Genomic DNA, 13,443 nt, shown 5'->3' with positions numbered 1-13,443 from the left:
CTCATCCAACGAGTTGAACGAGTTTTTTATGACCAAGCAAAAAATTTACGGCGAAGAACTGGTCGCAGTGACCAAGGCAGCGCTGGAAGACGTCAAGGCCCAGGACATCCAGGTCATCGACGTGCGCGAAAAGCACAGCCTGACCGACTACATGATCATTGCCACCGGTACCTCCAACCGCCAGATCAACGCGATGGCCGAAAAGGTCCGTGAAGCGGTCAAGGCCAAGGGCGCCCAGCCACTGGGTGAAGAAGGCAAAGGCGACAGCGACTGGGTGCTGCTGGACCTGAACGACGTCATCGTGCACATGATGACCGCCGCTGCCCGCCAGTTCTACGACCTGGAGCGTCTGTGGCAGGGTGCCGAGCAAAGCCGTGCCGCCGATGGCAAGCACCACAGCCCGGACCATGCTCACGAGTACTCCGACAAGCTCAAAGACCGCGAATAAGGAAAGCGCTGTGCGTCTGCGCCTGATTGCGGTCGGCTCGCGCATGCCCAAGTGGGTCGAGGAAGGCTGGCATGAATATGCCAAGCGCCTGCCCACCGAGCTGTCGCTGGAGCTGGTGGAAATCCCGCTGAATACCCGTGGCAAGAATGCCGACGTCGCCCGTCTGATCCGTCAGGAGGGCGAAGCCATGCTGAGCAAGGTGCAGCCTGGGGAACGCATTGTCACCCTCGAGGTCCATGGCAAGCCCTGGAGTACCGAGCAGCTGGCCACCGAGCTGGACCGCTGGCGCCTGGATGCGCGCACGGTGAATTTGATGGTGGGTGGCCCGGAAGGCCTGGCGCCCGAGGTTTGCGCGCGCGCCGAGCAACGTTGGTCGCTGTCGCCGCTGACTTTGCCGCACCCGTTGGTAAGGATACTCATCGGCGAGCAGATCTACCGCGCCTGGACCGTGCTGTCCGGGCACCCTTACCACAAATGAGCCTGTAAGCAGTCCGATGTCGCAGCCGATCCGTCTCAAGGACCACGAGAAAGACGCCCGCCTGGTGCGCAACCGCGTCGTGGTCGGCGCGGTGGCGATCATGCTGCTTATTTGCGTGCTGATTGCGCGGCTGTACTACCTGCAGATCATCCAGTACGACTACCACTCCACGCTGTCGGAAAACAATCGGGTGCACGTGCAGCCGATCCCGCCGACCCGCGGGCTGATCTTCGACCGCAATGGGGTGATCGTCGCCGATAACCGGCCCAGCTTCAGCCTGTCGATGACCCGCGAACGCGCGGGTAACTGGCAGGAAGTGCTGGATACCATCGTTGAAGTGCTGGAGCTGACCGACGACGACCGCGCCCTGTTCGAGAAGCGCATGCGCCAGGGCCGCCGGCCGTTCGAGCCGGTGCCGATCCTGTTCGAGCTCAACGAAGAGCAGATCGCCCGGGTGGCGGTAAACCAGTTCCGCCTGCCGGGCGTGGAAGTGGTGGCCCAGTTGGTGCGGCATTACCCGCAGGGCGCGCATTTCGCCCATTCGGTGGGGTATGTAGGGCGGATTAACGAGAAAGAGCTGAAAACGCTCGACCCGGTGAACTACAGCGGCACCCACCATATCGGCAAGACGGGCATCGAGCGCTTCTACGAAGATGCCCTGCACGGCCAGGTGGGTTACGAGGAAGTCGAGACCAACGCCCGTGGCCGTGTGCTGCGGGTGCTCAAGCGTACCGACCCTAAACCGGGCAAGGACATTGTGCTGAGCCTGGACATCAAGCTGCAGGAGGCTGCCGAGGCTGCCCTGGGTGGCCGACGCGGCGCGGTGGTGGCGCTCGACCCTCGGACCGGCGAGGTGCTGGCGATGGTCAGCCAGCCAAGCTTCGACCCCAACCTGTTCGTTACCGGCATCAGCTTCAAGGCCTATGCCGAACTGCGCGACTCGATAGACCGGCCGCTGTTCAACCGCGTGCTGCGCGGCCTGTACCCACCGGGTTCGACCATCAAGCCGGCGGTGGCCATTGCTGGCCTGGACAGTGGTGTGGTCAATGCGGGCAGCCGGGTGTTCGACCCGGGCTACTACCAGTTGCCCAACTACGATCACAAATACCGTAACTGGAACCGTTCCGGTGATGGCTGGGTCGACCTGGACACCGCCATCATGCGGTCCAACGACACCTACTTCTACGACCTTGCGCACAAGATGGGCATCGATCGGCTGTCCAGCTACATGAACAAGTTCGGCATCGGCCAGCGGGTTTCCCTCGACATGTTCGAGGAGTCCGCCGGGTTGATGCCTTCGCGCGAATGGAAGCGTGCTACCCGTCGCCAGGCCTGGTTCCCCGGCGAAACCCTGATTCTCGGCATCGGCCAGGGCTACATGCAGGCCACGCCGCTGCAACTGGCCCAGGCCACTGCATTGATCGCCAACAAAGGCGTGTGGAACCGCCCGCACCTGGCCAAGACCATCGAAGGCCAGGCACCGGTGGACGACAACCCGATGGAAGACATCGTGCTGCGTGACAAGTCCGACTGGGCCAAGGTCACCCATGGCATGGAGCAGGTGATGCACAACGCCCGTGGTACCGCGCGCAAGGCCGCCGCCGGTGCTCAGTACCGCATTGCCGGCAAGAGCGGTACCGCCCAGGTGGTGGCGATCAAGCAGGGCGAAAAGTACGACCGCAACAAGCTCCAGGAGCGCCACCGCGACCACGCGCTGTTCGTCGCTTTTGCCCCGGCCGAGGCCCCGAAAATAGTGGTGTCGGTGATGGTCGAGAACGGTGAGTCCGGCTCTGGCGTCGCCGCGCCGGTGGTACGCCAGATCATGGACGCCTGGCTGCTCGACGAAAATGGCCGGCTCAAGCCCGAGTTCGCGCCTGCCACCGTTACCCAGGAATCGCCTCTGTGATGAACAATTTCGATCGCATGCTCTCCAGCGAGGATGTGATGCGTCGGCGCGCCAGCTTTCTGCAGCGCATCCATGTCGACGGCCCCCTGCTGATCATTCTGCTGACCCTTGCGGCTGGCAGCCTGTTCGTCCTTTACTCGGCCAGTGGCAAGAACTGGGACCTGCTGCTCAAGCAGGCCACCTCGTTCGGCATCGGCCTGGTGTCGATGTTCGTCATCGCCCAGCTGGAGCCGCGCTTCATGGCCCGCTGGGTGCCGCTGGCCTACCTGGCCGGGGTGCTGTTGCTGGTAGTGGTGGACGTGATGGGCCACAACGCCATGGGCGCCACGCGCTGGATCAACATCCCCGGGGTGATTCGCTTCCAGCCCTCGGAGTTCATGAAGATCATCATGCCGGCGACCATCGCCTGGTACCTGTCCAAACGCACCTTGCCGCCGCATTTGAAGCACGTGGCAATCAGCCTGGTGCTGATTGGCGTGCCGTTCATCCTGATCGTGCGTCAGCCCGACCTGGGCACAGCCTTGCTGATTCTCGCCTCCGGCGCCTTCGTGCTGTTCATGGGTGGCCTGCGCTGGCGCTGGATCCTCAGCGTGCTGGCCGCGACGGTGCCGGTGGCGGTGGCGATGTGGTTCTTCGTCATGCACGACTACCAGAAGCAGCGGGTGCTGACCTTCCTCGACCCGGAAAGCGACCCGTTGGGCACCGGTTGGAACATCATCCAGTCCAAGGCGGCGATCGGCTCGGGCGGCGTGTTCGGCAAGGGCTGGCTGCTCGGCACTCAGTCGCACCTGGACTTCCTGCCGGAAAGCCACACCGACTTCATCATCGCCGTGCTTGGTGAGGAATTCGGCCTGGTCGGTATCTGCCTGCTGTTGATCGTCTACCTGCTGCTGATCGGCCGTGGCCTGATGATCACCGCCCAGGCACAGACCCTGTTTGGCAAGCTGCTTGCGGGCAGCCTGACCATGACCTTTTTTGTATACGTGTTCGTCAATATCGGAATGGTCAGCGGCCTTCTGCCCGTGGTGGGCGTGCCGCTGCCTTTCATCAGTTATGGCGGAACATCGTTGGTGACGCTGCTTTCAGCGTTTGGCGTTCTGATGTCGATCCATACGCACCGCAAATGGATCGCGCAGGTTTGAATAAGGTGAACAATTTCATGCAAGCAGTGCGTAACTGGGCTGCCCGTTGTGCGCCGTGGATCGGTGCGGTGGGCCTGTTCGGCGCTGTACAGCTGGCCCATGCCGGTGATTACGAGGGCTCGCCGCAGGTAACCGAGTTCGTTGGCGAAATGAGCCGCGACTATGGTTTTGCCCCTGAGCAACTGATGGGCGTGTTCCGTGAGGTACAGCGCAAGCAGTCGATCCTCGACGCCATTTCGCGCCCGGCCGAACGGGTAAAACCGTGGAAGGACTACCGGCCGATGTTCCTCACCGATGCGCGCATTGCCCGCGGTGTGGACTTCTGGCGCCAGCACGAAGCGGTATTGGCGCGTGCCGAGCAGGAATACGGCGTACCGGCGCAGTACATTGTCGCGATCATCGGCGTGGAAACCTTCTTCGGCCGCAATACCGGCAACTACCGCGTGATCGACGCCCTGTCGACCTTGGGCTTCGACTACCCGCCACGGGCCGAATTCTTCCGCAAGGAGCTGCGCGAGTTCCTGCTGCTGGCGCGTGAGGAACAGCTCGACCCCTTGACGCTCAAGGGCTCGTACGCCGGCGCCATGGGCTTGCCGCAGTTCATGCCAAGCAGTTTTCGCAACTACGCGGTGGACTTCGACGGCGACGGTCATATCAATATCTGGAACAACCCGGACGATGCCATCGGCAGCGTGGCCAGCTACTTCAAGCGCCACGGCTGGGTGGCTGGTGAGGGTGTGGTCAGCCGTGCCTGGATCGAAGGTGAGCGCGCAGACGAAGGCCTGACTACCGGCATCGAACCGGTGAAAACGGTAGGGGAGTTGCGCGGGCTTGGCTGGTCGGTTCATGATTCGCTGCGCGATGATCTGCCGGTTACCGCCTTCCGTCTCGAGGGCGACAACGGCCCCGAGTACTGGATGGGCCTGAAGAACTTCTATGCGATCACTCGCTACAACCGCAGCGTGATGTATGCCATGGCGGTGCATCAGCTCGCGGAACAGCTGGTTCAAGTACGGGGCGTCAAGTAATGCGTGCAATCATTTCTGGCAACGCTTTCAAGCTGTTCACCTGCCTCGCCGTCGGCGTGGCGCTGGCCAGTTGCTCTTCCAGCCGCCCGGCCCAGCAAAGCAGTGGCAATGTCGTGCGCAGCCAGCCGGGCCTGGACATCAACCGGGCGCACAAGGACGGCGCACCGTGGTGGGACGTGGATGTGAACAAGATCCCCGATGCCACGCCGACCGTGCATACCGGCAACTACAAGGCCAACCCGTACACGGTGCTGGGCAAGACGTACTACCCGATGCAGGACTCGCGCAACTACCGCGCCGAGGGCACGGCGTCGTGGTATGGCACCAAGTTCCACGGGCAAAACACCGCTAACGGCGAGCTGTACGACCTGTATGGCATGAGCGCGGCGCACAAGACCCTGCCGCTGCCGGCCTATGTGCGGGTGACCAACCTGGCCAACGGCCGTAGCGTGATCCTGCGGGTGAACGACCGTGGCCCGTTCTATTCCGACCGCATCATCGACCTGTCCTATGCCGCGGCGAAAAAGCTCGGCTATGCGGAGATCGGCACCGCGCACGTGCGCGTCGAGGGTATCGACCCGCAGCAGTGGTGGGCCCAGCGTGGCCAGACGCCGCCGATGGTGCTGAAAGAGCCACAAGTGGCGCAGACCCAAGCGATCCCGGCCAGCACCGGGCGCGTCGAGCAATGGACCCCGCCGCCACAGCAGCATGCGGCGCCGGTGGTGCCGGTTCAGGTAGGTGGCAACAATGTACCCGGCGGCAACGGCGGCAGCTTCCTGCAGGTAGGCGCTTTCGCCAACCCGGACGCTGCCGAGTTGCTGCGCTCCAAGCTCAGCACCATGGTCAGCGCGCCGGTGTTCATCAGCTCGATCGTGCGAAACCAGCAGACCCTGCACCGCGTGCGCCTGGGGCCGATTGGCAGCCAAGGTGAGATCCAGCAAGCACAAGACAGCATCCGCCTGGCGAACTTGGGGCAGGCCAAGCTGGTCACAGCTGACTGACTGTGGAAGCGGGCTTGCCCGGTCCTGCAGGGCAACTCCAAACTGTCGGTTTTGTCATGAATTGCCGGGCGCGCCCATGTACAATGACGGCTTTTGCCCGCAGCGACATAAAGCCGCACGTTCGCGGGCCAGGCCACCGGCCATAAAACTAGACTGACTGGCGCTGGGCACATGATCTTGCCCAGGGAACATCTCAGACCATTAGCGATTTTCGAGAGACGGATGAACATCACCAACCTTGCCAAACGACTTTGCCTGCCTGTACTGCTGATGATCACGCCTGCCGCCTTCGCGGCAGAGCAGATGACGCCGGCGCCACCGCAACTGGCAGCCAAGTCCTACGTACTCATGGACGCGTCCAGCGGCAACGTGCTGGTCGAGAACAACGGTGACGAGCGCCTGCCGCCAGCCAGCCTGACCAAGCTGATGACCGCCTACATCGCCACCCTGGACATCCGCCGTGGCCAAATCGGTGAGAACGACCCGGTTACCGTCAGCGAAAACGCCTGGCGTACCGGCGGTTCGCGCATGTTCATCAAGGTTGGCAGCCAGGTGACTGTCAGCGACCTGCTGCACGGCATCATCATTCAGTCCGGTAACGACGCCTCGGTCGCCTTGTCCGAGCACATCGCCGGCAGCGAAGATGCGTTTGCCGACATGATGAACAAGACGGCTGCCGACCTGGGCATGACCAACAGCCACTTCATGAACCCGACTGGCCTGCCGAACCCGGAGCACTACTCGTCGGCGCACGACATGGCGACCCTGGCCCGCGCGATCATCACCGTCGACCCGGCTCACTACGCGATCTACTCGCAGAAAGAGTTCTTCTGGAACAACATCAAGCAGCCCAACCGCAACCTGCTGCTGTGGCGTGACAAGACCGTCGATGGCCTGAAAACCGGCCACACCGACGAAGCCGGCTACTGCATGGTGGCTTCGGCCGTTCGTGACGGCCAGCGCCTGATCGCCGTGGTGTTCGGCACCAACAGCGAGCAGTCGCGTGCTGCCGAGACCCAAAAGCTGCTGACCTATGGCTTCCGCTTCTTCGAAACCCAGACCTTCTACCAGAAGGGCACCGAGCTGACCCAGGCTCCGGTCTGGAAGGGCGCCACCGGCCAGATCAAGGCTGGCCTGGCTGACGACCTCACCATGACTATGCCTAAAGGCCAATTGAAGCGCCTGCAGGCTTCGATGACCATGAACCCGCAGCTCACCGCACCGATCGCCAAAGGTGACGTGATCGGCAAAGTGGAAGTCAAACTGGACGAGAAAGTGGTTCACAGCGCCGACCTGATCGCCCTCGATGGCGTCGAGGAAGGTGGTTTCTTCCGCCGTATGTGGGATAGCATCCGTCTATTCTTCTACGGGTTGTTCAACTGATACGTGACCTGCATGCCCCCGCGTATCTCGCGGGGGCGTTGTTGTTGCCACGGCTTACGAGGCCGTTTCCGCCATGAGCGAACCAGACGTCAAGTCGCATAAGATCGAATTCCCTTGCGACGATTACCCGATCAAGGTAATCGGCGATACCGTTGTCGGTTTCAAGGACACGGTCATCGAGATTCTCAGCAAGCACGCCAAAGTCGACCTTTCCACCCTGGCCGAACGCCAGAGCAAGGAAGGCAAGTACACCACCGTGCAATTGCACATCGTTGCCGAAAGCGAGAACCAGCTGCACGATATCAACAGCGCCCTGCGCGCTACCGGCATCGTGAAAATGGTGCTCTGATGTCCGCTTGCCTCGGTTTTCGCGAGCTTGGCCTGCAGCCCTATGAACCGGTGCTGGAGGCCATGCGCCGTTTTACCGAGCAGCGCAGCCCGGACAGCCAGGATGAAATCTGGCTGGTCGAGCACCCCGCGGTCTTCACCCAGGGCCAGGCTGGCAAGGCCGAGCACCTGCTGGTGCCGGGCGACATCCCGGTGGTGCAGACTGACCGCGGTGGCCAGGTGACCTATCATGGCCCCGGTCAGCAGGTGGCCTACCTGCTGCTGGACGTGCGCCGGCTGGGCTTTGGCGTGCGTGAGCTGGTCAGCCGTATCGAACAGGCCTTGATCGGCCTGCTCGCCAGTTACGACGTGCAGGCATCGGCCAAGCCCGATGCTCCGGGCGTCTATGTCGATGGAGCGAAAATCGCCTCCCTCGGCCTGCGAATCCGCAACGGCCGTTCGTTCCACGGCCTTGCCCTGAACGTGGACATGGACCTTGCGCCATTCCGCCGAATCAACCCCTGCGGCTATGCGGGGCTGGCCATGACCCAGCTGCGCGATCTGGCAGGCCCGATCGAACTCGACGAGGTCAGGACAAGGCTGCGCGGACAGCTGGTCAAGCACCTCGACTACGCTGAGCAGACGACCCTCACGGGCGGAATCGACTGAATATGACAACTGTGCAAGAAGCCGTGCCGAACCTGATACCTACCCAGGATGCCACCCCGCGCCCAGCGCCAAAGAAGGTGGAAGCTGGGGTCAAGCTGCGTGGCGCCGACAAGGTGGCGCGCATCCCGGTAAAAATCATCCCTACCGACGAGTTGCCGAAGAAGCCTGACTGGATCCGCGTGCGGATCCCGGTGTCGCCCGAGGTAGACCGCATCAAGCAACTGCTGCGCAAGCACAAGCTGCACAGCGTGTGCGAAGAGGCCTCCTGCCCGAACCTAGGCGAGTGCTTCTCCGGTGGTACCGCTACCTTCATGATCATGGGTGACATCTGCACCCGTCGTTGCCCGTTCTGCGACGTTGGCCACGGCCGGCCGAAACCGCTGGACCTGGACGAGCCGAAAAACCTGGCTGTCGCGATTGCCGACCTGCGCCTGAAGTATGTGGTGATCACCTCGGTGGACCGCGACGACCTGCGTGACGGCGGTGCCCAGCACTTTGCCGACTGCATCCGCGAAATCCGCGCATTGTCGCCGGGTGTGCAACTGGAAACCCTGGTGCCGGACTACCGTGGCCGCATGGACGTTGCGTTGGAGATCACCGCGCAAGAGCCGCCAGATGTGTTCAACCACAACCTCGAAACCGTACCGCGCCTGTACAAGGCCGCACGCCCAGGCTCGGACTACGACTGGTCGCTGGACCTGCTGCAGAAGTTCAAGCAGATGGTGCCGCACGTACCGACCAAGTCGGGCTTGATGCTCGGCCTGGGCGAGACCGACGAAGAAGTGATCGAGGTGATGCACCGCATGCGTGAGCATGAAATCGACATGCTCACCCTCGGCCAGTACCTGCAGCCATCGCGCAGCCACCTGCCGGTACAACGTTTCGTGCACCCGGACACCTTCGCCTGGTTCGCCGAAGAAGGTTACAAGATGGGCTTCAAGAACGTTGCCTCCGGCCCGCTGGTGCGCTCTTCGTACCACGCCGACCAACAGGCTCACGAAGCCAAGATCAAGCTCTGAGCCTAGCGCAGAGCGACCTATGCCGATGCACGCCGTAAGGCGGCATCGGCATTTTTGTTTGTGCCACACGCGCTGCAAGGAGCCGCGATGAATTGCGCCGAAACCTTTCAACCCAGCCTGCCAGCCGCACTGCCGGCCAACGCCTGCTTTGCCATTGTCGCCCCGGCGGGTGCGGCGCGTCTGGATACGCACAAGGTCAGCCAGTGGTTCGCTGACCGTGGCTACCGTTGTCGTATCTACCCGGGGGCCCTGCAAGCCCAGGGTTACCTGGCCGGGCCGGACCAACAGCGCCTGCAGGACCTGCACGATGCCTTTGCCGACCCGTCCATCGACGCCATCCTGTGCATGCGTGGGGGCTACGGCAGCATGCGCTTGCTCGACCAGCTCGACTTCGAGCTGGTTCGGCGCAACCCTAAGCCGTTGATCGGTTACAGCGACATCACTGCGTTGCACACGGCGATCTACCGGCATGCCGGGCTGGTTACCTTCCATGGGGGGATGCTCAATGCCGACCTGTTGGGGGCGAAGTTGCCACCGACCGAGTCGTCGTTGCTGGCGCAATTGGGCGGGCATGTGCGGGCAGGCGAGCAGATCGCGCACCCGGCGGACTATGCCTTGAGCAGTGTGTTGCCGGGAGCGGCCAGCGGGCCGCTGCTGGGCGGCAACCTGTCTATGTTGGGTGCGACCATGGGGACCCTTGCCGAACTGGATACCCAGGGGTGCATCCTGTTCATCGAGGACGTCAACGAGCCGTTGTACCGGGTGGACCGGTTGCTGACCCAGTTGCGTCTGGCAGGCAAGCTGGAAGGGGTGAAAGGTGTGCTGGTGGGGGACTTTGCCGGGATTACCACGGCGGCGTTGGCGCCGTTGCTGGAGGACACTTTCGCGCCGCTGGGTGTGCCGGTGCTGGCGGGGTGGCGCAGTGGGCATTGCGACCCGAATGTATGTTTGCCGCTGGGGGCTCGGGTCAGGCTGGACAGTGATCGGCAGAGCTTGGTGCTGGAGCAGGACTTGTACAAGGCTTGAGATTGCCGGGGCTGCGTTGCAGCCCATCGCGACACAAGGTCGCTCCCACCAGAGCGATGCGATCCTCCTGTGGGAGCGGCCCGGGCAATCTCACTGCTGGCGCAAGCTCTCGAGCAGCTTGTGGGTCGGGTATCCATCCGCCGGCCACCCCAGCCCCTGCTGGGCATTACGGATTGCCTTGCGGGTGTTGGCGCCGATAATGCCATCGGCATTGCCCGCATCATGCCCACGGCTGTTCAGCAGGTTCTGCAACTCCATGCGCTCGCTGCGGCTGAGCGGCAAGTCTTCCTTCGGCCAAGCGCCGGCAATGAAGCCCCAGCCGCTAAAGCGGTCACCCAACAGGCTCACTGCCAGCGCGTAGGACGACGAGTTGTTGTACTTGAGAATGGCGCGGAAGTTGTCCAGTACCAGGAACGCCGGCCCGCGCGCGCCAGCCGGCAGCAGCAGGGCGGCAGACAGCTGGTTGCTACCGGCCGGCAGCTGGGTGCCTGCTGGCAGTTTCACGCCCATCGCCAGCCATTCGCTCACCGGTTTGCGCAGCGCGCCATCGGCCTGCCAGAAGTCGAAACCAGCCGGCACCTGTACCTCGAAGCCCCACGGCTGACCACGCTTCCAGCCCGAGCTTTGCAGGTAATGCGCGGTCGAGGCCAGGGCGTCCGGTGTGCTGTTCCAGATGTCGCGGCGGCCATCACCGTCGAAGTCCACGGCATGGGTGTTGTAGGTGGTCGGGATGAACTGGGTCTGGCCCATGGCGCCGGCCCACGAACCGCGCATGGCCTCGGGCTGGATGTCGCCATGCTGAATGATCTGTAGCGCGGCGATGAGCTGGTCCTGGGCGAACTGCGGGCGGCGGCCCTCATAGGCCAGGGTGGCCAGCGAGCGGATCACCGACTTGTTGCCCTGGAACTGGCCAAAGTTGCTTTCCATGCCCCACACCGCGACCAGCACCTGGCGGTCGACGCCATAGCGTTGTTCGAGGCGGGTCAGCAGTTCGGCGTTCTGCTCCAGCAGCTTCTTGCCGTTGCGCACGCGCAGGGGCGACAGGGCGCCTTCGAGGTATTCCCATACCGGGCGGGTGAACTCCGGCTGGCTGCGGTCGGCCTTGATCACGTCCATATCGGGGGTGACGCCGAGGAAGGCTCGGTCGAAGGTGCTCGGCGAGATGCCGGCTTGCAGGGCTTGCTGGCGGAAGCCTGCCTGCCACTGGGCGAAGGTTTGCAGAGGCTGGATTTCAGTGCTGACGTCAGGCGTTGTGCCGGGCACAGTCACCACTGGAGCGGGTTGGGCAGGGGCCAGCGGCAGTGCGTCGGCGGCGGTGGGTTTTTCCGCGCAGGCCACAAGCAGGATGAAGCTGGAGGCCGCGATCAGCTGGCGGGTTTCCCAGCGGGGGAGAAGACGGAAGAGCATGCACAGATCCAGAATTGCAGGTCAGGTGACGACCATACCATGCCTGCGCTTGCGATGCTTTCATGCCGCCAAAAAGTAGGAAGCCTCCCAATCTCTCGATTGGAAGGCTTCGCGGCGGTAGCTGCCTTTGCCCTTGTCGGGTTGTTCCTGGCGACAGCGGAACAGGGGCTGGGCGATGATCGACTTGGCCTTGTTGGGGCCGTGTTTTTTCGGCTTTTTGCTCATGGCGGGGTTCCCCGGTTGGGTGGGTTTCGGGGCGCACTGTAGGGCGTGGTGCGGGGTGGGGCCAATTGATTGTGTTTATGGCCGCGAAAGGGCTGCAAAGCAGCCCCCATTACTCAGGGGGGAGGGTCAGGCGCTGCCCAGCCATCAACAGTGATAGCCGCGCCAGGCCCGTCCAGGGCGATCCCTCCGCCTGGCCCTTGATTTGCGCATCGATGCGCTGGGCGTCCTGCAGCAACTGCGCCCAGCGCTGCGCCGAGAGGCGCTGCAGGGCCTTGCTGACCAGCGGCCTGCGTTTGTCCCAGACAGGCGGGCGGGCCTGGCTGAAGGCTTTGTCCAGCGGCACGCCCTGGCTGAACTGTTGGGCCAACCCAGCCAGCTGACGCAGCTCGCGGGCCAGGGCCCAGAGGATGACTGGCGGCTCCACACCCTCACCGCGCAAGCCTTCGAGCATGCGCAGCGCATGTGCAGCTTCGCCGTTGAGAATGGCATCGACCAGGCCGAAGACATCGAAGCGGGCACTGTCGGCCACGGCGGCCTGCACGGTTTCCACGGTGATTTGGCTGCCTTCGGCCAGCAATTTGAGCTTTTCGATTTCCTGCGCGGCTGCCAGCAGGTTGCCTTCCACACGGGCGGCAATCAGGTCGACGGCGTCACGCTGTGCTGATAAACCGGCCTGTTGCAGGCGCTGGTTGATCCACTGCGGCAACTGGTGCACATCCACCGGCCAGATCTGGATGAACTGGCAGTGGGCGCCTTCGATCAATGCCTTGCCCCACTTGGTCTTCTGCGCACTGCCGTCGAGCTTGGGCAGGCTGATCAGCAGCAGGGTGTCTTCGGCAGGGTTGGCGCAGTACTCCATCAGCGCGGCGGCGCCCTTGTCACCGGGCTTGCCCGAGGGCAGGCGCAGTTCCAGCAGGCGGCGTTGGGCGAACAGCGAGAGGCTGGCGCCAGCCTGGAGCAGCGTGCCCCAGTCGAAGTTGGCGTCGGCACTGAATACCTGGCGTTCGTCGAAACCTTGCTGCCGCGCGGCATTGCGGATGGCGTCGGCGGCTTCCTGGCACAGCAGCGGGTCGTCGCCGCTGACCACGTAGACCGGTGCCAGGGCGCCTTGCAGGTGCTTGTTGAGTTGGGCGGGGGCGAGCTTCATGGGGAACAGGCGGGGCACCCGAGGGCGCCCCGCACGGGCTTAGTTGCCCGGTACTTCCAGTGGCGATTGCTGAGGTGTTTCGGCTTGCTGGCGGCGGGCAGCCTCCAACGCGGCAGCTTCGGCTTTGGCGCGCTCGTCGGCTTTACGCTGCAGCTCGTCCAGCTGGGACGGGGTCAGCATTTGCAAACGCACGACCATGCCGTTGACCAGGTCGCGGCGCATTTCTTCACGGGCGCG

General features: G+C 63.3%; 14 protein-coding genes and 1 pseudogene. 11 read left to right on the top strand and 4 right to left on the bottom strand.

The window, feature by feature from the left end:
* Window positions 1-28 precede the first annotated feature (28 nt).
* The 11 genes from rsfS (at window position 29) to APH42_RS12395 (ending at window position 10,427) form a co-directional block, all read left to right on the top strand.
* Complete coding sequence (rsfS, locus tag APH42_RS12445) at window positions 29-448, top strand: ribosome silencing factor (protein WP_009685825.1); 420 nt, start codon at window positions 29-31, stop codon at window positions 446-448.
* A 10-nt stretch (window positions 449-458) separates the two neighbouring features.
* Entirely contained in the window at window positions 459-926 is a 468-nt protein-coding gene (gene rlmH / locus APH42_RS12440; protein WP_012274378.1) for a 23S rRNA (pseudouridine(1915)-N(3))-methyltransferase RlmH, read from the top strand.
* Between the two features lie 16 nt (window positions 927-942).
* Window positions 943-2,832, top strand: coding sequence for a penicillin-binding protein 2 (gene mrdA / locus APH42_RS12435; RefSeq protein WP_012274377.1), 1,890 nt, complete (start codon window positions 943-945; stop codon window positions 2,830-2,832).
* Between the two features lie 38 nt (window positions 2,833-2,870).
* Entirely contained in the window at window positions 2,871-3,974 is a 1,104-nt protein-coding gene (gene rodA / locus APH42_RS12430) for a rod shape-determining protein RodA (protein ID WP_049773313.1), read from the top strand.
* 17 nt (window positions 3,975-3,991) lie between these two features.
* Entirely contained in the window at window positions 3,992-5,002 is a 1,011-nt protein-coding gene (gene mltB, locus APH42_RS12425) for a lytic murein transglycosylase B (RefSeq protein WP_012274375.1), read from the top strand.
* Window positions 5,002-6,003 carry a septal ring lytic transglycosylase RlpA family protein gene (locus APH42_RS12420; RefSeq protein ID WP_060493401.1) on the top strand — a complete coding sequence of 334 codons (1,002 nt, stop codon included), beginning with the start codon at window positions 5,002-5,004 and terminating at the stop codon, window positions 6,001-6,003. Before mltB ends, APH42_RS12420 begins: the two co-directional genes overlap by 1 nt.
* 222 nt (window positions 6,004-6,225) lie before the next feature.
* Window positions 6,226-7,386: a D-alanyl-D-alanine carboxypeptidase family protein gene (locus tag APH42_RS12415; protein WP_012274373.1), complete on the top strand. Its 1,161-nt coding sequence runs from the start codon at window positions 6,226-6,228 to the stop codon at window positions 7,384-7,386.
* Between the two features lie 73 nt (window positions 7,387-7,459).
* Window positions 7,460-7,735, top strand: a complete 276-nt coding sequence (locus tag APH42_RS12410) for a DUF493 domain-containing protein (protein WP_003249736.1) — start codon at window positions 7,460-7,462, stop codon at window positions 7,733-7,735.
* On the top strand, window positions 7,735-8,382 hold the full coding sequence (gene lipB, locus APH42_RS12405; RefSeq protein ID WP_012274372.1) for a lipoyl(octanoyl) transferase LipB: 648 nt from the start codon (window positions 7,735-7,737) through the stop codon (window positions 8,380-8,382). Before APH42_RS12410 ends, lipB begins: the two co-directional genes overlap by 1 nt.
* 2 nt (window positions 8,383-8,384) lie before the next feature.
* Window positions 8,385-9,401: a lipoyl synthase gene (gene lipA, locus APH42_RS12400; protein WP_012274371.1), complete on the top strand. Its 1,017-nt coding sequence runs from the start codon at window positions 8,385-8,387 to the stop codon at window positions 9,399-9,401.
* 87 nt (window positions 9,402-9,488) lie between these two features.
* Window positions 9,489-10,427: an LD-carboxypeptidase gene (locus APH42_RS12395; RefSeq protein WP_012274370.1), complete on the top strand. Its 939-nt coding sequence runs from the start codon at window positions 9,489-9,491 to the stop codon at window positions 10,425-10,427.
* A 90-nt stretch (window positions 10,428-10,517) separates the two neighbouring features.
* Here the strand turns inward: APH42_RS12395 and APH42_RS12390 are convergent, their stop codons facing one another.
* The 4 genes and pseudogenes from APH42_RS12390 to APH42_RS12375 form a co-directional block, all read right to left on the bottom strand.
* Window positions 10,518-11,834, bottom strand: a complete 1,317-nt coding sequence (locus tag APH42_RS12390) for a lytic murein transglycosylase (protein ID WP_012274369.1) — start codon at window positions 11,832-11,834, stop codon at window positions 10,518-10,520.
* A gap of 60 nt (window positions 11,835-11,894) precedes the next feature.
* Window positions 11,895-12,059: an alternative ribosome rescue factor ArfA gene (gene arfA, locus APH42_RS12385; protein WP_012274368.1), complete on the bottom strand. Its 165-nt coding sequence runs from the start codon at window positions 12,057-12,059 to the stop codon at window positions 11,895-11,897.
* A 109-nt stretch (window positions 12,060-12,168) separates the two neighbouring features.
* On the bottom strand, window positions 12,169-13,206 hold the full coding sequence (holA, locus tag APH42_RS12380; protein WP_041166601.1) for a DNA polymerase III subunit delta: 1,038 nt from the start codon (window positions 13,204-13,206) through the stop codon (window positions 12,169-12,171).
* A gap of 39 nt (window positions 13,207-13,245) precedes the next feature.
* Window positions 13,246-13,443: pseudogene (locus tag APH42_RS12375) on the bottom strand (hypothetical protein); the annotation flags it as partial.

Origin of the sequence: Pseudomonas sp. NBRC 111140 (assembly GCF_001320885.1) — a bacterium.
GTDB classification, from domain to species: Bacteria; Pseudomonadota; Gammaproteobacteria; order Pseudomonadales; family Pseudomonadaceae; genus Aquipseudomonas; species Aquipseudomonas putida_P.
Note: the sequence above shows the minus strand (reverse complement) of the source record. Positions and strands in the feature narration are given on the sequence as shown.